This is a genomic window from Mycobacterium sp. NGS50 (genome assembly GCF_059812545.1).
Window position 1 is genome coordinate 1 of sequence record NZ_JCALCW010000035.1, and the last position, 18353, is coordinate 18353.

Here is an 18353-nt window from a genome sequence, read left to right on the forward strand (position 1 = left end):
GCTGTTTAGGGCACTTTTGCGTCTGCTCGGCCTCAAACGATGGCGTAGTCGCTGAGCGGGAAGCTGTCCTGCTCCTTGACCGCACTGGTCACCGATGTCGGGCGGAACAGTGGCGCTTCCCCGGTGTGGTGGTTGAACCAGTACGAGCGTGAGTTCGCGCAGCTGCCCAGATGAAACACCGAATCGTCGAGCAGCGTGCTCATCCGCTCGTAGAAGCGGTCGTTGGCGTCCTCGGTGACCTCAAAGGTGCTCGCACCGCGCCGCTGCAGCTCGCCGAACAGCCGGTTCATGTGCCGCATCTGGTATTCCACCGTGTTGAACCAGGACAGCCCCACCCAGGCGAACGGGCTCGCCATGCTCAGGAAGTTCGGGAAGTACGGCATCGAGATTCCTTGATACGCCTGGAATCTGGTCTCCCGCCACCACTTTCCGAGGTCGCGGCCTTCGCGGCCGATCACCTCGATCGCCGGCAGGTTGGCGTCCCACACGTCAAACCCGGTCGCCAGCACCAGGGTGTCGATGACGCGCTTGGAGCCGTCGCGCGCCACGATGCCGTCCGGCTCGATACGCTCGATGCCGCTGGTCTCCAGATGCACATGCGGTGCGGTGAACGCCGGATAGTAGTTGTTGGAGATCGACGGCCGCTTGCAACCGAAATCGAAATCCGGGTTCAGTCGGTGCGACAGCTCGCGATCGCGGGTCAGCAGCAGCCGGTACAGCTTCGACAGTCGTGCGATGCCCTTGTTGACCAGCTTGAAGTGCCGGTACCGCCACATCGTGATGACCATCATGAATTCCAGGTTGATGTCGGTGATCCAGCGCACCGCGCGCTGCGTCAGCGGCATCCTGGCGAACGCCCGTTGCACCGCGGCGGGGAACGGGATGTCGAACTTGGGCATCACCCAGATCGGGGTGCGCTGGTAGACCGTCAGCTCCGCGGCGTCCTTGGCCAGTTCCGGGATGACCTGGATGCCGGTGGATCCGGTTCCGATGACCGCCACCCGACGGCCGGCGGCCGAATAGTCGTCGTCCCAGAGTGCGGTGTGGATGGTCCGGCCGGCGAAGGTGTCGATGCCGGCGATGTCCGGCGTGCGCGGCTGGCACAGAAAACCGGTGGCGGCGATCAGGAACTGTGCGCTCAGCGTCTCCCCGCCGGACACCGCGACCCGCCAGAGCTTGGCCTCTTCATCCCAGCGGGCGCCGTCGACGCTGGTGTTGAACCGCATGTGACGGCGCACGTCGTACTTGTCTGCCACGTGCACCGCGTAGCGCTTCAGCTCGCTGCCCGGCGCATACATCCGCGACCAGTACGGGTTCGGCTCGAACCAATAGGAAAAGGTCGGCGATGGCTGGTCGACGGCAAGCCCCGGATAGTGGTTGACGTGCCACGTGCCGCCCAAGTCGTCCTCGCGGTCGACGATCAGGATGTTCTCGTAGCCCAAGCGCTTGAGCTGGATCGCAGTACCGATACCGCCGAAGCCCGCGCCCACAATGATCGCGTCGAACTGATGGCTCCCCATGATCTACAGACGCTACCGCACGCGCATTCGGCCAGACACGACCAGCAGCCCTGTACGCCCTGCACAGGCAGCCATCCGCGGTACAGTTCTGATAACCAGCACGGCACGGAATGACCGCGATACGCCCAACCACCCGATCCGACTCTTACCATATTGCCAGAGTTTGGGTAAGCTATCGTGCCAGCTGCGCGCCCTGTGCGCTGTATAGAGGAGAGGCTCGAGGTGACGGCGATCGGATGGAGCACCGCCTGGTTGATACCGGGCGTCGTGCTGCTGGTCGGCGTGTTGATGACGGTGAGCGCGGTGCGCAGCATCCGGCGGTGGAAACGCAACATGGATGTCACCGGCGACGCCGCCTACGAAGCCACCCTGGCGACCCTGTCGGAGAGCTCGGTGCGGCGCCACTTCGATCCCTATATCGACATCGACTGGGGTGCACCGGACTTCTCGGTGACACCGGACGACCCGCGGTGGGTGCTGTCGCCGGCCGACCCCCTGGGCCGGCACCCGTGGTATCGGGCCCAGCCACTGGACAAACAGATCGCGATGGGGATGTGGCGGCAGGCCAATATGGCCAAGGTGACGCTGCATCTGGAGAACATCCTGATCCGCGGCCTGATGCAGTACACGTTCTGGGTTCCCAACGGATCACCTGAATACCGTTACTGCTTGCACGAGTCCGTCGAAGAGTGCAACCACACCCTGATGTTCCAGCAGCTGGTGAACCATATCGGGATCGATGTGCCCGGGATGCCGCGCTGGCTGCGCTGGGTGTCGCCACTGCTCCCCCTGTACGCCGGCCCGCTGCCGAACACGTTCTTCTTCGGGGTCCTCGCCGGCGAGGTGCCGATCGACCACCTGCAGATGAACGCGTTGCGCGAGGGGCGGCGCATCCATCCGGCGATGGAGAAGGTGATGGCCATCCACGTCGCCGAGGAGGCCCGCCACATCTCGTTCGCGCACGAATACCTGCGCAGGCGCGTGCCGCACACCCTGCGGCGGAGCCGGTTCGGCCTGTCGCTGTATGTGCCGATCATCATGCGGCTGTTGTGCCAGGCCATCCTGGTGCCGCCACGCAACTTCTTCACCGAATTCGGTATCCCGCGCCCGGTGCGCAAGGAGCTGTTCTTCGGGACCGCCGACTCACAGCAGACGCTGCAGGCGATGTTCGCCGACATCAGGATGCTGTGCGATGACGTGGGTTTGATGAATCCGGTTGCGCGGCTGATGTGGCGGGCCTGCGGGATCGGCGGTCGCCCCTCGCGCTATCGCGGTGAGCCGCAACGCGCCCACCTACCGACCTCGGTGCGATAGCCCGACCCGCGCCTGCCATACTTCCCGCATGACTCGTACTTCCGCTCGCTCTGAGAGCCTGGACCGACTCGGTGCCCGCACGATCTACCGGATCGGCTCGACCGCAATCTACAAGCGGATTTTCCGCTACTGGTATCCGATGATGACCCGCCGCCTCGGCGTGGGCGACGACCTCATCTTCCTGAACTGGGGCTACGAGTCCGACCCGCCAATGGGACTGGAACTCAGCGAGTCCGACGAGCCGAACCGCTACAGCATCCAGCTCTACCACCAGACCGCCACCCAGGCCGGTCCCGACCTGTCCGGCAAGAAGGTGCTGGAGTGCAGCTGCGGCCACGGTGGCGGCGCCTCCTACATCACCCGCACGCTGAAGCCGGAGTCCTACACCGGCCTGGACTTCAACGCCGAAGGTGTCGAGTTCTGCCAGACGCGCCACCAGCTGCCCGGGCTGGACTTCGTGCACGGGGACGCCGAGAACCTACCGTTCCCCGACGAGTCCTTCGACGCCGTCATCAACGTCGAGGCGTCGCACATCTACCCGCACTTCGAGCAGTTCCTGTCCGAGGTCAAGCGGGTGCTGCGGCCCGGCGGGCATCTGCTCTACGCCGACTTCCGCAATCGCGACGGCTTCGGCGAGTGGGAGAAGGCGATCGCCGACTGCGGGCTGCGCCTGGTCTCCGAGGAGGTCATCAACGAGCCGGTGCTGCGCGGTCTGAAGCTGAACACACCGCGGCACAACGACCTCATCAACCGTCGCCTGCCGGCGTACCTGCGCAAGTTCGGCCGCGAGTTCGCCGTGGTGGACGGCTCCTGGTTCTACAACGACCTCGAGCGCGGCGAAATCGACTACCGCAAGTACTGCCTCGTCAAGGACTGACGGCCTTCGTCGCCGTTCACCCGGCCACCGCGTGACGCGGGGGCGCTCGCACGGCCGGGGACCGTCGATTCCGGTCGGTCCGGGCTCTGCACAAGGGGGTTGATCCAGATGACGTTGGCTCGCCGGCTCCGGTTCCGCGCCAGCCTGATGAAGGTCGGTCTCGACGGTGCGATCGGCGTGGGGCGCGACAAGGCCGCGTCGTACCGCTACACCCTGACCGGGCGCACACCCGCACCGCTGACCCGGTTCGACCCGTTCGCCCGGGACACCATGCGCGATCCGTATCCGGGGTACCGCACGCTGGTGACGGGGCCGGATGTGCCCAACGTGTGGTACAGCCGCAAACGCGGCATCTGGATCATCGCCGGCTACGACGACGTGCGGAAAGCGTTGCGCGACAACGAGGCATTGTCGTCAGCCCAGAGCCAGAGCCGCTTCCGGGTGCACCTGCCGTCGATGAACGCCGTCGACCCGCCGGAGCACACCCGGCTGCGTAAATTCGTCTCCCGGGCGTTCACGCCGCGGGCGATGACCGCCTGGGAAACCAACATCAACGCGGTCGCCGACGAACTCGTCGACGCCGTCATCGACCGCCGCAGTTGCGAGGCGGTCACCCAGCTGGCCAAACCGCTGCCCACCCGGCTGATCGCGAAGATGCTGGGCATCCCCCCCGCCGACCAGCCGCAGTTCGTGGAATGGTCGGACGAGATGGTCGCCGGGTCGTTCGTGCCGTTGACCCTGCACGGTATGCGGTTGTCCGCGAAGTCGGCCACCGCGACGGCGGCCATGCACCGCAGCCTGGACCCGCTGATCGCGCAGCGACGCCGCGAACCCGGCGACGACGTGCTGTCGATGATGACCCCCGCCGACGGCGACGACGTGCTCACCGACGACGAGATCTTCTGGAGCGCCGCGATGCTGATCGGCGCCGGCAGCGAGACGACGACGAACCTGCTGTCCGGGCTGCTGCTCACCCTAGCCCAGCATCCCGAGATGTACGCCCGGCTGCGCGAGCGTCCGGAATTGATTCCGTCCGCGGTGGAGGAACAGTTGCGTTTCGTCTCCCCCGTCCAGGGCTTCTACCGCACGGCGCTCCGCGACTACACCGTCGGGGCGCAGACGATCCCGGCCGGCGCCCGCGTACTGCTGCTGTTCGCCGCCGCCAACCGCGACCCGCGCCACTACCCCGACCCGGACACCTTCGATCTGGAACGCAACCCGACCGATCACCTCGCGTTCGGCGGCGGCGTCCACTTCTGTCTGGGCACCCACCTGACCCGGATGGAGGCCGCCCGGGTCTTCACCCAGCTGTTGCCGCGGATCGAGGCGATCCGCCTCGACGGGCAGCCCCGTTACCTCGACAACCCCACCATGCGCGGCCTGGAATACCTGCCGCTGAAATTGGTGCCCGCCGGCTGACCTGCCGCGTTAGAGTCCGTGGGCGCCGAGCCAGCCGTGGATGCGGTCGGCCACATCGGCCCAGTTCGGCTCCAGCATCATGTTGTGGCCCATGTCGGGAAAGAACTCCGCCTGGGTGCGGTAGGCGCGTGCGGTCGCGCGGACTTCTTTGCGGGTGTGCGCGTTGTCATCCTCGGCGCCCAGCACCAGCATCGGTGCGGTCACCCGTCGCGGTCGCGGCAGCCGCAGCACCAGACAGTCGATGCTGACACGCACGCTGTCGTCCTGCAGCTTCGCCGCGAATCTGCGCACATCATCCTCCGGTGTCTGCGCCGAGAAGAATTTCTCCCGGGCAAGTTGCGGGGTGTTGATGTACGGCAGCGTCTTACCGGTGAGGGTCATCTTGATCGCGTCGCCCGGCCGCCGCCTGAGCCAACGCACACTTGAGCCGAGGTTTCCCTGAGGAGGAATGGATGCCATCAGCACACCCGCCGGGGCGGTGTTGGATTCCAGATACTTCTGCACGATGAACCCGCCCATCGAATGGCCGATGACCACCGGCGGCGCACCCAGCGTCGCGGCCGCGGCGCGCACATCTTCGACGTAGTCGGCTACCGAACAGGTCCGCAGCGGCTTGTCGGTCGAGCTGTTCCCGTGCCCGCGAAAGCTGACCGCGGCCGCGAGGTAGCCCCGGTCGGCGAATGAGCTGAGGAAATGCTCGTCCCAGCACCACGCGGCATGCCAGGCGCCGTGAACGAACAGCAACGGAGCGGGATGCGCCTCACTGACGCACCCCTTGGTTATTACCTCGAGCATGTAACCCATCCCCCGCGTCACCCGACCCCTGCCCTGAACAGGATGCCATCCAGATTCCGTCGTTAGCTCCGTCACGCGATTTCCCCTAGTGCCGCGTCGCCAGCGGCGCCCTTTTTGCCAGTAGTGAGAGCATCAGCTCGTGCGGCACCACCCGGTAGAACGTCGCCGCCAGCTGGTTGATCCGGCCCGGCACGACGAGCCTCTTGTTGGTGGCCAGGCCGTCGATCCCGGCACAGGCCACCGTGTCCGCGGTTTGCCACATCAACCGAGGTAGCGCGGCTTCGCGTTCCCCTTTTCCGAATCCGGAGGCCTCATCCAACTCGGTGACCACCGGTCCGGGACACAACGCGGTGGCCACCACCCCGGTGCCGCGCAACTCGCCACGCAAACTGGTGGTGTAGGACAGCACGAACGCCTTCGCCGCGCCATAGGCCGCCTGCCCGGGCAGCGGGCCGAACCCGGCCAGCGACGCGACATTCAGCACCGCGCCGCCACGGCGCTGCACCATCGCAGGCAGGAATCGGCTGCACAGATCGACCACGGCGGCGACGTCGACCTCGACCAGGTTGAGCTGTTGGTCCGGCGAGGATTCCGCGACGGCCGCGACACTGGACAGGCCGGCGTTGTTGACCAGGATGTTGGGTGTCACACCCAGCCGCGCGACGCGGCTCACCAGCGCGGCGCGGTCCTTGCGGCAGGAGAGGTCGGCCGGCAGCGGGTGGGCTTTCGAATCAAGCCTGGCGGCCAGCGACTCGAGGCGGTCGGCACGCCGCGCCACCAGCACCACCTGATGGCCGCGGCGGGCCAGCTCCACCGCCATCGCCTCACCGATCCCGGACGACGCTCCGGTGACGATGGCGGCGCGGTCACCGCCGGGTGCTGGGAGACCCATCCATCCACCTTAGCGAGCGGTGCCCGACGAACCGGCGGGCACCGGTGGGTTCGCCCCCCAAACAGGGCCCTGATCAGTTACTGTGATCACGCTGAGCGCGGGGCGGCTGCCCTGTGACGTGATTTGGGGGTTTCATGACGCAAGGGAGCCGTCGGCTGGGGGCCGGGCTACTGACGACCGGATGTGCCGGCGTGTTGGGTTTCGCGGCGGTGCTCAACGCGCCGTTCGCCGCCGGGGCCGACGACACCGCACTGATATTGGGCTACGCGGGCGCACCGAACCCGGACCAATACCTCCCGGACAAGCCGTATCTCACCGATGTGATGAACTACTTCATCGACCCGGCCAACCCGTTCCCGGGGCAGACGGCGTTCGCCGGCTACAACCCGGTCATCCAGTACACCCCCATGACGGATTATCAGCAGGGGCTCACCCAAGGTGTCGAAGATCTGCACCAGGGGATTTTGGATAACCTGGCAAACGGGGGCAAGGTCACCGTTTTCGGCTACTCCGAAAGCGCATCGGTCGTCACCCAGGAGATGGTCAATCTCGGCGCGATGACTGACCGGCCTGATCCGAGCCAGTTGAGCTTCGTGCTGGTCGAGGCGCTCAACAACCCCAACGGCGGAATCGTGGAGCGCTTCGCCGGTTGGCCCGGGTTGGACCTTCCCGCGACTCCCGCCGACACCCCGTACTCGACCGAGATGATCAGCATCGAATACGGCGGGGTGGCGGACTTCCCGAAGTACCCGCTGAACCTGTTGGCCCTGTTGAACGCCACATCCGGCTATATGTCCCTGCATCCGTTCCTGCTTCCCGGCTGGCCGACGACTTTCGACCCGTCATCGCTGGCCAACGCGGTGGAGCTGCCGACGTCGGAAGGGTATGACGGGTCCACCGACTACTTCCTGATCCCGACCATGGACCTGCCGCTGCTGGCCGGGCTGCGCGGGACACCGGTCATCGGCCCCGCGATGGCCGACCTGATCCAGCCCGCTCTGCGGGTGCTGATCGACCTGGGCTACGACCGGACCGATCCGGCCGATGTGGTCACCCCGGCCGTGCTGACATTCCCGAACATCGACTGGGACGTGGTCAGCCAGAACCTCGAACTCGGACTGCAGCAAGGCTGGATCGCCGCCCAGGTCGACCTGGGGATGCTGCCGCAGTCCGCGCTGCCCGACATGTACCCTTACCTGCCGGATGTCACCGGCCTGGCGTCGGGAGCGATCGACACCGGCCTGCTGCCGGATGACCCGACCGCGGCGGCCGCGGATTTGGGCGGCGGCCTCGACTTCAGCAGCCTGCTGAGCGAGTTGAGCAACTGGTTCAGCACCGCGTTCACGTTGTGAGACCAGGACGCGGCGCGACTGACCGCTTTGCGACACTAGGCGGGTGAAAACGACACGCGTTGCGTTGGTTACCGGTGCGACCAGCGGCATCGGACAGGCGACCGCGCACCGGTTGCACGACCGCGGGTATCGGGTGTTCGCCGCCGGCCGCAACCGCGACGCGCTCGAGGCACTGCGGTCGCGCGGACTGCAGGCCCGCGCCGTCGATGTCACCGACACCGCGGCCGTGACCGCACTGGTCGAGGAGATCCAGGACTCGCACGACGGGATGGACGTTCTCGTCAACAGCGCGGGTTACCCGCTGCCCAGTCCGCTCGAACAGGTCGCACTGGATGATCTGCGCGCCCTGTTCGAGACCAATGTGGTTGCCACCCTGCATCTCTCGCAGCTGGTCCTACCCGGGATGCGGGCCCGCGGCGCGGGTCGAATCATCACCGTCGGCAGCACCGGCGGCCGGTTCACCAGCCCGGGCGCCGGCGCGTACCACATCGTCAAGTACGGCGTTGAAGCGCTGTCGTTGTCGCTGGGCGCCGAGGTCGCACAGTTCGGGGTCCGGGCGGTGCTGATTGATCCGACCGGGGTGCGAACCCCGTTCGTCACCAACCAGTTCGACGCCGAACACGACTACCCGGCCGACGACCCGTACGGCGGCTTCAAGTGCCGCTACGCACAGACCACCCAGGCGCTGGCCACCACGCCGGGACTCACCGTCACCGCGGACACCGTGGCGCGCACCGTGATCCGGGCCATCGAGGCGAAGAATCCCAAACCCCGATACATCGTCGGAGCGTCCGGCAAGGCCTCGGTGCTGGCCCGCGCCGTGCTGACCGACCGGATGTGGAATCGGGTGATGATGCAGGGGCTACGCGGCTAGCTCGGGAAACCGCTGAGCCACAGCGGTTTCAAGGCCCGCTCGTCGACGGCGGCTACAGCCAGTTCGCCGGGTTGAACAGGTCCGTCCACATTGTGCTGAGATCTGTCGACAGTGCGCTCGGGTCACCGAAGAGGTCGGTGCCCAGGGTGGTCAACCATGACGTGTCGAGCGCACCGGTCGCCGCCGCCACCGGAACGTCATCCGCGGGCGGATAGGTGTCGGGGTTCAGCGGGGGAACCGCGAAGCCCAGTGAGGTCCACAGGTCGTGGAAGAACTGCGCGTCGCCGGCGTACGGGTTGTCGGCCGGGGACGGGTTCTGGAAGTCCCAGAAGTTCTTGTCCTGCAGCAGTGCGATGGAATTGTCGATCTGGTCCTGGGTCGGGACATTGGCGGTGCCGTTGGCGTAGTCCGTCAGCCATTCCTGGATGACCGGGTTGCCCGGCCAGGCGTTTTCGATGTCCTGGATGAGCGCCGGGTAGTTGGTAACGTCGCTGCAGCTCCCGGAGCAGAACGGGCTGCCGGGCGTGAACGGGTCGAACATCATGTTGCCCGCGAGGAAGGCCTGGAATATTCTGCCGATCTCGGTCGGATCGGCATACAGCGGATCGATGCCGGTGCCGCCGATGCCGTCGGTCGGCGGCGGGGCCATCAAGCTGTTGAAGAAGTTCTCGAACGGAACCCACGGTTGCAGCGTGTAGGTTTCACCCGACCACGGCATGTAATTCACGCCGTCAACCGGGGTCGTGCCGGGAATCCCTTGGCCGCCCAGCAGACCCGTCGAGGATGACCAGCCGTCGAACGAGTTGACCGCACCACCACCCGGGTAGGCGGGTTCGCTGCTGCCGTCGAAGGCCGGGTTGAAGTAGTAGCCGTTCAGCAAGTCCTGGCCCGGCACGGCGATCCAGTTGGCGAACAACGGGAACAACTCGTCCTGAGTCTCACCCCGCTGCAGCATCTCCGGCAGCCACGCCCAGAAGTCGATTCCCGACATGCCGGTGACGGGGCTGACCGGGAGCTCCGGCTCGCAGGCGAGCGCATCACAGCCCGAACTGGTCGGCAGTTCCGCAGCGACCAACCCCCACAGCTGCTGCCCCAGGCCGCCGTCAAAGTCGGTTTCCGGGGCGTTCATCCCGGACAGCGCCGGGAACGGCATCAAGAAGTTCATCACCGACATGAAGTGGGTGGGGTCGCCGGGGTCCACACCCCACAGGTTCGTCGGGCTGACCACGAACCACGGACCGGCCATAAACAGGTTGTCGGTGAAGAACTGAACGGCGTGTAGTTCGTTGGCCGGGACGTTGACCAGGTCATAGAACAGGTTCAACGGCACATTGAGCAGTGAGTCCTCGGCAACCAACCGCAACGCCTGGCTTACCACGGAGACATCCGACGACGGCGGCGCAATCGGCGCGACCACGATCGCGCTTGCCGCAACTAGTGCCGCCCCCGCGGCAACTGGACGCGTAGCAACCCACATAGCATCCCCCCACATCCCGGTCGACCTACCCCACCCGGCGAACGTACCCCAAGGCTCCCCGTGCTGCGGCTCATATCCGCATATCCGCAGGGTTTGACGCACGTAGGTCTCTCGCGGGTTTCCCGCAGCCATGCGCCAGCTAACCGATCGCCCAACCGAACGCCCAGGTGTTCACCATGAGAGCCCGCTGACAGCGAACGTCACCCGCAGCGCGGTCACCCGCGCGTCGAGGCCGGCGCGATCAAGCTCAGGGGATCAGCGCCGAGCCGATGTCAAAACCCAGCGTCGACGCGAAGTCCGAGCCGAACATCGCGGCAAGATCGGTGCCGAACGTGCTGGCGAAGTCGCCGCCGAACATCGTCGCGAAGTCCGGGCCCAGACCGGACAGCCAGTCCGTCAGGGTGCTTCCGTCGCCCAGCCCGGCGAACATCGTCGACAGGGCGTCGCTGGAGCCGAGCATGCTCGCCGCCACGTCCGGCGCATCGCTGCCATCGTTGAGCGGCGGCAGCGTGAACCCGAGTTCCTTCCAGAACTCGTAGAAGTCCGGCGCCCACGCGCTGTAGTCGGGTCCACCGAGGTTCCAGTCGGCCGGCGGCGACGGGTTGCCGAAGTCCCAGAACGGTTGCTGCAGAATGTCGATCGAGTTCTGGATCTGATCCGGCGTGGGAACGTTGGCCGTGCCGTTGGCGTAGGCGGCCAGCCATTCGTCGATGTAGGTGTTGCCCGGCCAGGCCTGACCGATCATGCGGACCAGGTCCGGGTAGTCCAGGTTGTTGTCGGTGACCCAGGCGCAGTCGCCCTGGCAGAACGGGCTGCCCGGGGTGAAGGGATCGAAGGCCATGGTGGAGGCCGCCATCAGGGACTGCATGGTCCGGCCGATCTCCTCGAAGGTCGGCAGGTACAGCCCGGTGCCGCCGATCCCATCGGTAGCCGGCGGGGCCATCAGGTGCTCCCAGTAGTTCTGCAACGGCACCCACGGCTGCAGCGTGTACTCTTCGCCCGACCACGGGTAGGCCCCGGTTTCCGGGTCTGACCCCGGGAAACCGAACCCCGGAAAGACCTGACCGCCGCCCAGGCCGTCGGGCGTGCTGCTGCCATCGGCAGCCGGGTCGAAGGTGTACCCGTTGAACAGCTGGTCGAACGACACCTTGAACCAGTTGTCGAACAGCGGGAACTTCATGTCCCCGCTGAGCATCTTGCCCAGCCACAGGAACCAGTCGATGCCACCGATGCCGGTGATCGGGCTGGTCGGCGACACCGGCAGACAGTCCGCGGCGTCACAGGCGCTGTTGACCGGCAGTACCGCGGCCACCATCCCCCACAACTGCTGGCCGAGTCCGGCATCGAAGTCGGTTTCCGCGCCGGGGTTGTCGACGCCCCACATGCCGGACAGTTCCGGGTTGGGGAACAGGAAGTTCACCGTCGACTGGAAGTGGCTCGGGTCGCCCGGGTCCACCCCCCACAGGTTGGTGGCGCTGACGACCATCCACGGCCCGCTGAAGAACAGCGACCGCGACAGGAAGTCGAAGGCCTGCATCTCGTAGTACGGGATGTTGGCGAAGTCGTAGAACAGGTTCAGCGGCACGTTCATCAGCGAGTCCTCGGCCACCAGGCGCATCGCCTGACTGACGATCGAGGCCTCCACCGGCCGTGGCGTAATTGGCGTGACGGCAATTGCGCTTGCTGCTACTAGTGCGGCTCCAGCTGCGACATACGGGCGCTCAGCAACCCACACAGCGTCCCCCCCTCTGAGACGTTCATGTTCCGACCGGATGAACCTACCTTAACGCACCCTTAGTTGCCACACGTATCACACACCCCGACGGTCCCGATAGTTTCACCCGCCCCCAGCCGCAACTGGTGCGATACCCCAAAATCAAAGCTAAATAGACCGGAAGCCCAGTCTCAGCAAATTCTTCTGCGCGAAGCTTTCACACCACTGAACTGGTGACCGCCGCGTGTCGCAGCCGCAGTGACGCCTGTCCTGCACCGTACGGGGGTTCAATGAACGGGCCGGCGGGTGGTGTTGCGCCGCAATGGACGCCGACCGCCTCAGCTAACCAACTGACCGGATCAGAGCGCCGAGAGCAGATCGAAGCCCAGCGTCGAGGCGAAGTCGGGGCCGAGCATCGAGGCGAGGTCCGCGGCGAAGTCGGCGCCGAACAGCGAACTGACCTCCGGACCGACGCCGGCCAGCAGATCCGAGAAGGTGCTGCCGTCCATCAGCCCGGAGAACATGGTCGACAGGGCGTCGCTGGAGCCGAGCATGCTCGCCGCGACATCCGGCGCATCACTGCCGTCGTTGAGCGGCGGCAAGGTGAACCCGAGATCCTGCCAGAACTTGTAGAAGTCCGGCACCCACGCGCTGTAGTCGAAGCCACCGAGGTTCCAGTCTTCCGGCGGCGACGGGTTGCCGAAGTCCCAGAACGGCTGCTGCAGGATGTCGATCGAGTTCTGGATCTGCTCGGCGGTGGGCACGTTGGCCTCGCCGGCGTCGTAGGCGCTGAGCCAGTTGTCGATCAGGGTGTTGCCCGGCCAGGCGTTGCCGATGAACCTGATCAGGTCGGGATAGTCCCACCCGCTGTCGACGATCCAGCTGCACTGCCCGGGACAGAACGGGCTGCCCGGGGTGAACGGATCGACGGCCATCACGAACGCCGCCAGCCAGGCCTGCATGGTGCGGCCGATCTCTTCGAATGACGGCAGGTACAGCCCGGTGCCGCCGATACCGTCGGTGGCCGGTGCGGCCATCAGGTGGTCGATGTAGTTCTGGATGACCACCCACGGCTGCAGGGTGTAGGTGTCGCCGGACCACGCATACGAGCCGTCGGGCTCCGTTCCCGGGAACCCCATGCCGGGGATCGAATAGACCGGCCCGCCGCCCAGGCCATCCGGGGTGCTGCTACCGTCGGCAGCCGGGTCGAAGGTGTACCCGTTGAACAGCTGGTCGAACGACACCTTGAACCAGTTGTCGAACAGCGGGAACTTCATTTCGCCGCTGAGCATCTTGCCGACCCACAGGAACCAGTCGAGTCCGCCGAGCCCGGTGATCGGGCTGGTCGGGGACACCGGCAGACAGTCCGCCGCGTCACAGGCGCTGTTGACCGGCAGCACCGCGGCCATCATCCCCCACAGCTGCTGACCGAATCCCGCGTCGAAGTCGGTTTCGGCGGCCGGGTTGTCGCCCGACCACATGCCGGACAGCGCCGGGTTGGGGAACAGGAAGTTGACCACCGACTGGAAATGGCTCGGGTCACCGGGGTCCACCCCCCACAGGTTGGTGGGGCTCACCACCATCCACGGACCGCTGAAGAACAGCGATCGCGCCATGAAATCGACGGCCTGCAACTCGTAATACGGGATGTTGACGAAGTCGTAGAACAGGTTCAGCGGGATGTTGAGGATCGAGTCCTCGGCTACCAGCCGCAGCGTGTGGCTAACGCTGGGCATCGGCGACGCCGACGGCGCAATCGGTGCCACGGCGACGGCACTGGCTGCCACGAGTGCGGCACCTGCGACTGCGTAGGGGCGTTCGGCGACGCGCAAGGCGCTCATCTCCTTCTGTGCTGCTGCTGAGTGCCCCCCGCACTTGCTTCGATTTGACGTCGAAGCAAGTACGCAGATTACACGCGCGTAATCGACGATGTGCGGAATTCGCCATCGTCGGGCTCTCAGCGAACTATCAGTGCCCGGTGTGTGGCTGGCAGCCTGCTACCCGGCGTGAACCGGGCAAATCCACGACACGGGGTGGTTCAGTCGGCCGGCCGGTCGAACGTGTCGAACCAGACCCGGTGCCCGTAGGCGTCGCGATGCACCACCTGCTCAACCGGTTTGCGGGTGGTCGGCCCGTAGCGGCCGCGCGGCCAGCCCAACGGCACGATGCAGCACGGCGTCACCTCGCGGGGCAGATTGAGGGCCCGGCGTGCCGACCCCTGGTTCCACAGCGGCAGCGTGATCAATGACGCGCCCAGGCCCATCGCGCGGGCGGCCAGCAGCAGATTCTGCACGCTGGGGTAAATCGAGCCCCAGTAGCCCGATTCGGCGACGTGCGGCATCCGGACCACCGGCAGCCGCCCCTCCCGCGCACCCAGCCGCAGGCAGGCCACCACCAGGACCGGGATCTCGGTGAAGTGGTCTACCTGCCACTGGATCGCGCGGGCGATCTTGGCCATCGACTCGTCGCGGGCGACGGCGCGCCGCAGCACGATGCCACGCTGAATCGCCCACGCCTGCCGGTACCGCTTGCCCAGTTTCGCCTTGACGTCGGGGTCTTTGATGACGATGAACTCCCAGTTCTGCCCGTCGTTCCCGGTCGGTGCGCGCAGGGCCAACTCGATGCACTTGAGCACGATGGCGTCGTCGACCGGGTCGGGCAGCACCCGGCGTATGGCGCGCTGGGTCATCATCGCCTCGCCGAGCGGCATGTCCAGACGCGCCAGCGCCTCGGCCACGCTGGGAACTTCAGCCACGGTCACTGACCCATCTGCTGGTGAAACGCTGGATCTCCGGGATGCCCTGGGCGAATTCGCGCGCGATGAAGCCCTCCACCTTGCCGCCGACCAGCGGGACCTTGAACTGCACGGAGCCCTGCAAGGTGAGCCGCGAGCCGTCGTCGATCGGAGCCAGCACGGCCGTTGCCCCGCCCGATCCCGGTGCGCCGGTCACCGCCACGCTGATTTCGCCGCTCACCCGCCCGTCGGCCAGCGGCGTCCATTGCTCGGTGCTCACCACGTTGAGGTCGCCGCGGTAGAAGGCGGTCAGGATTCCGGGCAGCGCACCGTGCAGCAGGTCCTCGGAGATCACCACCCGCACAGTGCCGTCGGGGTCGACCTCCAGCGAGTCCAGGGTCTTGTTGCCGCCGAAATTGTCCAGGCGGGCCAGCCAGTAGTCGCGGTCGCCGAACGCCGCATGGACCTGATCAACACGGGCCGGCGAGTCGAAGGACACGTCGAATGAACGGGGCATAGTCGGCCAGGCTACCGCTGCGCGCCGAACACCCGGTCCGCCAGCGCTGCCGCGAAGCTGCGGGTCTGCGCCAACTGCTCGGGCTGGACATTGGTGGGCGGCATCCGCAGCCCCAGGTAGCGCTTGCGGTACTGCCCGGTGCCCAGGTAGCTGGTCAGCGACAGCATGGAGCGCACCGTGTCGCCCGGATAGGTGAAGTGGATCTCGTCGACGAAGCGGCCGCCCTGGGCCTGGGCGAGCTCGCGAACCCCGTTGAGGTTGTCCAGCCAGAATTTGCGGCAGACCACGAACACCGCAAACGGTTTGCCGGACAGCAGGTTCGCGGCCTCGTCCGACTTCAGGAAGGAACGCAGCGGCATGCTCACCGTCTCCCACCAGGTCGGTGAGCCGATGCAGATCAAGTCGTAGTCGCCGTCGCGGACCGCGTCGGGGGTGCGGATCTCCCCCGTTTCGCCCCGCTTCTGGGCGTTCAGCACGCTGAACATGTCGGGCCACACCCGCTTCAGCGGGAACTGGGAAAACCGCTCGGCGTACCGCGGATCGGTGAACTCGATCGGCGCCTCGACCACGTCGTAGCCGCGCTCGGCGAACACCTCCCCCGCCGTCTGAAGCACCTTGCGGGACTGCCCGCTGAAGCTGTAGTACAGCAGCAGCACCCGGGGCGACCGCCCGTCGGGCGTAGCGTCGGTGGTGTCCGTCATTGCGTCTCCATATCCGAACCGCGGCGGGTCCTTGATCTACCGAGCGTATTACGCTGCCTGACGTGTCCGACAAAGTCTCCGTCGATCTGCACGGCGCCGCGCAGACCATGCTGACGACCCTGTATTGCAAGGCGCTGGATGCCGGCTATCCGCAGCCGGTGCTGGGTGACCGGTTCGCCCAGGAAGCGGTCAGCCGAATCGATTACGACTGGGACGGACTCGCGGTCACCGACACCTGGACACCGTTGGTGACGGTGCGGACCGCGCAGTACGACATCTGGGCACGCCAGTTCCTGACCGCCAACCCGCGTGCCACCGTGATCCACCTGGGCTGCGGTATGGACAGCCGGGTGTTCCGGTTGGATCCGGGGCCGGAGGTCGCGTGGTACGACGTCGACCAGCCGCCCGTTGTCGCGCTGCGTGAGCAGGTCTATCCCACCCGCCCCGGGTATCAGCTGTTCGCGACCTCGGCCACCGACACGTCCTGGCTGGACGAGATTCCCGCCGACCGCCCGCTTTTGCTGCTGGCCGAGGGGATCAGCATGTACCTGCCGCAGGCCGACGGTGTCGCGTTGCTGCAGCGCGTCGTGGACCGGTTCGGCTGCGGCGAACTGCAGATCGACTTCTACAACCGGTTGGCGGTGCGCTCGCAGAAGACGCATCGTCTGCAGCGCCAGTCCGGCTCGACGTTGCTGTGGGCGGTCAACAGCCCCGCCGACATCTTGGACCACGTGAACGGAATCCGGCTGCTGGCCGCCACCACGTTCTTCGACGCCGACACCTTCGACCGGGTGCCGCGCGGATTTCGACGGACCAGCCGCGCGGTTCGCGCGCTGCCGCCGGTGCGCCGGCTGTTCCAGTACCACCGCTACGCGTTCGGGCCGGTGGCTTCCGCCCGAGCGTGAAGTTGCTTCACGCTCGGCGGGTGGGGTCAGCCGGTGTGCTGCTTGGCGATACCGGACAACAGCGCGCGGATCGCCTCCACGGAGCGCTCCGGCGCCGGTCCGTGCGAGTGGTACTCGATGTTCAACTGGCCGTTGTAGATCTGCGTGAAGTAGATGTCGATGCCCGCGCTGACCGCGAAGTACAGCTCGCCGTGGGTGGTGGTCACCTCGACCCCCGGTGGGGTGCGCACCGGGGGAACCAGTCCGTTGTTGGACAGCACCACGACGTCGGGCAGACCGGGCGGGTTACCGACGTACTGCGGGCTGAAATGCAGCCGCGACTGCTGCACCACACCCTCAGACAGGTCCGCCTGGAAGGTGTCGGCGATGTCGCGGGCCAGCTCGAGTACCGCTGTCTTGTGGTCGATCTCGGCCAGGTAGGTGGCCAATCCGACGGGATTGGTGCACCCGGTCGCCGAGATCGGCGGTGACAGGAAGTACCGCAGCGACACGGTGTAGATGTAGGGCACCGGGATGTTCAGTTTGCCGCGCAACTGCCACTCCGCCATCAGCACGGCAGCCGAGATCACGGCGTGCAGGGTGAGGTCGTTGGCTTGGGCGAACGCGACGATCGCCTCCGTCTCGGGTTCGCTCAGCCGGCCCGACGCCATCGGCACCCGCACCGGTGACGCCGGTGTGTCGGCGGTGGCGGCGCGCCGGGTGGGCGGCAGGTCGTAGGCGAACATCGCCGGCATGAATCGTTCTATGCCCGAGCGCTTCTGCTTCTCGATGCCCCGGTCGGCCAGCACCGCCTCGATCGACTCCGGTGCGGGCTCCACTGTCACGTCACCGATGCGCCCGGTGGTCACCAGATCGGTGTAGAAGGACAGCAACTCCTCGATGAGGGCGTACATGTGGTGGCCGTCGGCGACCGCATGGTGGACGTAGAGGGTCGGCTGCGTCTCGTTATCGCGGATCGTGACCCGAAATCCGACCAGCGCCTCGTTCTGGTTGAAGTGCGGGGTCGGGGGTTCATCGTCGGGTCCGTCGAGTTCGATCACCTCGATCCCCTCGGGAACGAAGTCATCAGTGACGAACTGGTGGCGCCCGTCGGGCAGCCGCTCCAGGTGCGCGGTCAGGATCGGATGGGCTTCCAGCAGTGCGTCATAGGCGTCCGACAGGGCATCGATGTCGATCGGGCCGGTGATGTGCGCGGACAGACCCACGAAGTTGTGGGTCTCGGCCATCATCTCCTCACTGCTGGCCAGCTTGCGAATGACCGA

Annotated in this window: 16 protein-coding genes; 6 read left to right on the top strand and 10 right to left on the bottom strand. The window is 66.4% G+C overall.

Annotated features, from left to right (window positions below):
- Positions 1 to 32 precede the first annotated feature (32 nt).
- Positions 33 to 1520: a flavin-containing monooxygenase gene (locus AC5Y36_RS21000; protein WP_500042894.1), complete on the bottom strand. Its 1488-nt coding sequence runs from the start codon at positions 1518 to 1520 to the stop codon at positions 33 to 35.
- A gap of 288 nt (positions 1521 to 1808) precedes the next feature.
- Between AC5Y36_RS21000 and AC5Y36_RS21005 the strand changes: the two genes are divergently transcribed.
- From AC5Y36_RS21005 to AC5Y36_RS21015, 3 genes are all read left to right on the top strand, one after another.
- Entirely contained in the window at positions 1809 to 2834 is a 1026-nt protein-coding gene (locus AC5Y36_RS21005) for an AurF N-oxygenase family protein (RefSeq protein WP_500042922.1), read from the top strand.
- Between the two features lie 28 nt (positions 2835 to 2862).
- Positions 2863 to 3711 carry a phthiotriol/phenolphthiotriol dimycocerosates methyltransferase gene (locus AC5Y36_RS21010; protein ID WP_500042895.1) on the top strand — a complete coding sequence of 283 codons (849 nt, stop codon included), beginning with the start codon at positions 2863 to 2865 and terminating at the stop codon, positions 3709 to 3711.
- Positions 3712 to 3819: 108 nt separating this feature from the next.
- Positions 3820 to 5130 carry a cytochrome P450 gene (locus AC5Y36_RS21015; protein WP_500042896.1) on the top strand — a complete coding sequence of 437 codons (1311 nt, stop codon included), beginning with the start codon at positions 3820 to 3822 and terminating at the stop codon, positions 5128 to 5130.
- 9 nt (positions 5131 to 5139) lie between these two features.
- On the opposite strand, the gene AC5Y36_RS21020 is transcribed toward AC5Y36_RS21015, so the two are convergent.
- Positions 5140 to 5925, bottom strand: coding sequence for an alpha/beta hydrolase (locus tag AC5Y36_RS21020; RefSeq protein WP_500042897.1), 786 nt, complete (start codon positions 5923 to 5925; stop codon positions 5140 to 5142).
- Between the two features lie 85 nt (positions 5926 to 6010).
- Positions 6011 to 6817: an SDR family NAD(P)-dependent oxidoreductase gene (locus tag AC5Y36_RS21025; protein WP_500042898.1), complete on the bottom strand. Its 807-nt coding sequence runs from the start codon at positions 6815 to 6817 to the stop codon at positions 6011 to 6013.
- Positions 6818 to 6951: 134 nt separating this feature from the next.
- On the opposite strand from AC5Y36_RS21025, the gene AC5Y36_RS21030 reads away from it, so the two are divergent.
- Both AC5Y36_RS21030 and AC5Y36_RS21035 read left to right on the top strand, forming a co-directional pair.
- Complete coding sequence (locus tag AC5Y36_RS21030; protein WP_500042899.1) at positions 6952 to 8169, top strand: PE-PPE domain-containing protein; 1218 nt, start codon at positions 6952 to 6954, stop codon at positions 8167 to 8169.
- Between the two features lie 43 nt (positions 8170 to 8212).
- Positions 8213 to 9043: an SDR family NAD(P)-dependent oxidoreductase gene (locus tag AC5Y36_RS21035; RefSeq protein ID WP_500042900.1), complete on the top strand. Its 831-nt coding sequence runs from the start codon at positions 8213 to 8215 to the stop codon at positions 9041 to 9043.
- Between the two features lie 52 nt (positions 9044 to 9095).
- Here the strand turns inward: AC5Y36_RS21035 and AC5Y36_RS21040 are convergent, their stop codons facing one another.
- The 6 genes from AC5Y36_RS21040 to AC5Y36_RS21065 all read right to left on the bottom strand — a co-directional run bounded on the left by AC5Y36_RS21040 (position 9096) and on the right by AC5Y36_RS21065 (position 16186).
- Positions 9096 to 10460 (bottom strand): hypothetical protein, encoded by a 1365-nt coding sequence (locus tag AC5Y36_RS21040; protein WP_500042901.1) that lies wholly within the window; start codon positions 10458 to 10460, stop codon positions 9096 to 9098.
- A gap of 307 nt (positions 10461 to 10767) precedes the next feature.
- A complete protein-coding gene (locus tag AC5Y36_RS21045; RefSeq protein WP_500042902.1) occupies positions 10768 to 12165 on the bottom strand; it encodes a hypothetical protein in 1398 nt (465 codons plus the stop codon).
- Positions 12166 to 12593: 428 nt separating this feature from the next.
- Positions 12594 to 14075, bottom strand: a complete 1482-nt coding sequence (locus tag AC5Y36_RS21050) for a hypothetical protein (protein ID WP_500042903.1) — start codon at positions 14073 to 14075, stop codon at positions 12594 to 12596.
- A 197-nt stretch (positions 14076 to 14272) separates the two neighbouring features.
- Complete coding sequence (locus AC5Y36_RS21055) at positions 14273 to 14944, bottom strand: nitroreductase family protein (RefSeq protein WP_500042923.1); 672 nt, start codon at positions 14942 to 14944, stop codon at positions 14273 to 14275.
- 37 nt (positions 14945 to 14981) lie between these two features.
- Positions 14982 to 15485: a DUF2505 domain-containing protein gene (locus tag AC5Y36_RS21060; protein ID WP_500042904.1), complete on the bottom strand. Its 504-nt coding sequence runs from the start codon at positions 15483 to 15485 to the stop codon at positions 14982 to 14984.
- 11 nt (positions 15486 to 15496) lie between these two features.
- Entirely contained in the window at positions 15497 to 16186 is a 690-nt protein-coding gene (locus AC5Y36_RS21065; RefSeq protein ID WP_500042905.1) for a flavodoxin family protein, read from the bottom strand.
- Positions 16187 to 16248: 62 nt separating this feature from the next.
- Between AC5Y36_RS21065 and AC5Y36_RS21070 the strand changes: the two genes are divergently transcribed.
- The gene (locus tag AC5Y36_RS21070; RefSeq protein WP_500042906.1) at positions 16249 to 17091 is read left to right on the top strand and encodes a class I SAM-dependent methyltransferase; all 843 of its coding nucleotides are present in this window, start codon (positions 16249 to 16251) and stop codon (positions 17089 to 17091) included.
- Positions 17092 to 17117: 26 nt separating this feature from the next.
- On the opposite strand, the gene AC5Y36_RS21075 is transcribed toward AC5Y36_RS21070, so the two are convergent.
- Positions 17118 to 18320 (bottom strand): phthiocerol/phthiodiolone dimycocerosyl transferase family protein, encoded by a 1203-nt coding sequence (locus tag AC5Y36_RS21075; RefSeq protein ID WP_500042924.1) that lies wholly within the window; start codon positions 18318 to 18320, stop codon positions 17118 to 17120.
- Positions 18321 to 18353: the final 33 nt, after the last annotated feature.

Coding starts and splice junctions, on each gene's coding strand:
- AC5Y36_RS21010 (WP_500042895.1), top strand. CDS start 2,863: ATGACTCGTACTTCCGCTCGCTCTGAGAGCCTGGACCGACTCGGTGCC.
- AC5Y36_RS21050 (WP_500042903.1), bottom strand. CDS start 14,075: ATGAGCGCCTTGCGCGTCGCCGAACGCCCCTACGCAGTCGCAGGTGCC.
- AC5Y36_RS21015 (WP_500042896.1), top strand. CDS start 3,820: ATGACGTTGGCTCGCCGGCTCCGGTTCCGCGCCAGCCTGATGAAGGTC.
- AC5Y36_RS21025 (WP_500042898.1), bottom strand. CDS start 6,817: ATGGGTCTCCCAGCACCCGGCGGTGACCGCGCCGCCATCGTCACCGGA.
- AC5Y36_RS21075 (WP_500042924.1), bottom strand. CDS start 18,320: ATGATGGCCGAGACCCACAACTTCGTGGGTCTGTCCGCGCACATCACC.
- AC5Y36_RS21005 (WP_500042922.1), top strand. CDS start 1,809: ATGACGGTGAGCGCGGTGCGCAGCATCCGGCGGTGGAAACGCAACATG.
- AC5Y36_RS21020 (WP_500042897.1), bottom strand. CDS start 5,925: ATGCTCGAGGTAATAACCAAGGGGTGCGTCAGTGAGGCGCATCCCGCT.
- AC5Y36_RS21000 (WP_500042894.1), bottom strand. CDS start 1,520: ATGGGGAGCCATCAGTTCGACGCGATCATTGTGGGCGCGGGCTTCGGC.
- AC5Y36_RS21065 (WP_500042905.1), bottom strand. CDS start 16,186: ATGACGGACACCACCGACGCTACGCCCGACGGGCGGTCGCCCCGGGTG.
- AC5Y36_RS21055 (WP_500042923.1), bottom strand. CDS start 14,944: ATGCCGCTCGGCGAGGCGATGATGACCCAGCGCGCCATACGCCGGGTG.
- AC5Y36_RS21030 (WP_500042899.1), top strand. CDS start 6,952: ATGACGCAAGGGAGCCGTCGGCTGGGGGCCGGGCTACTGACGACCGGA.
- AC5Y36_RS21060 (WP_500042904.1), bottom strand. CDS start 15,485: ATGCCCCGTTCATTCGACGTGTCCTTCGACTCGCCGGCCCGTGTTGAT.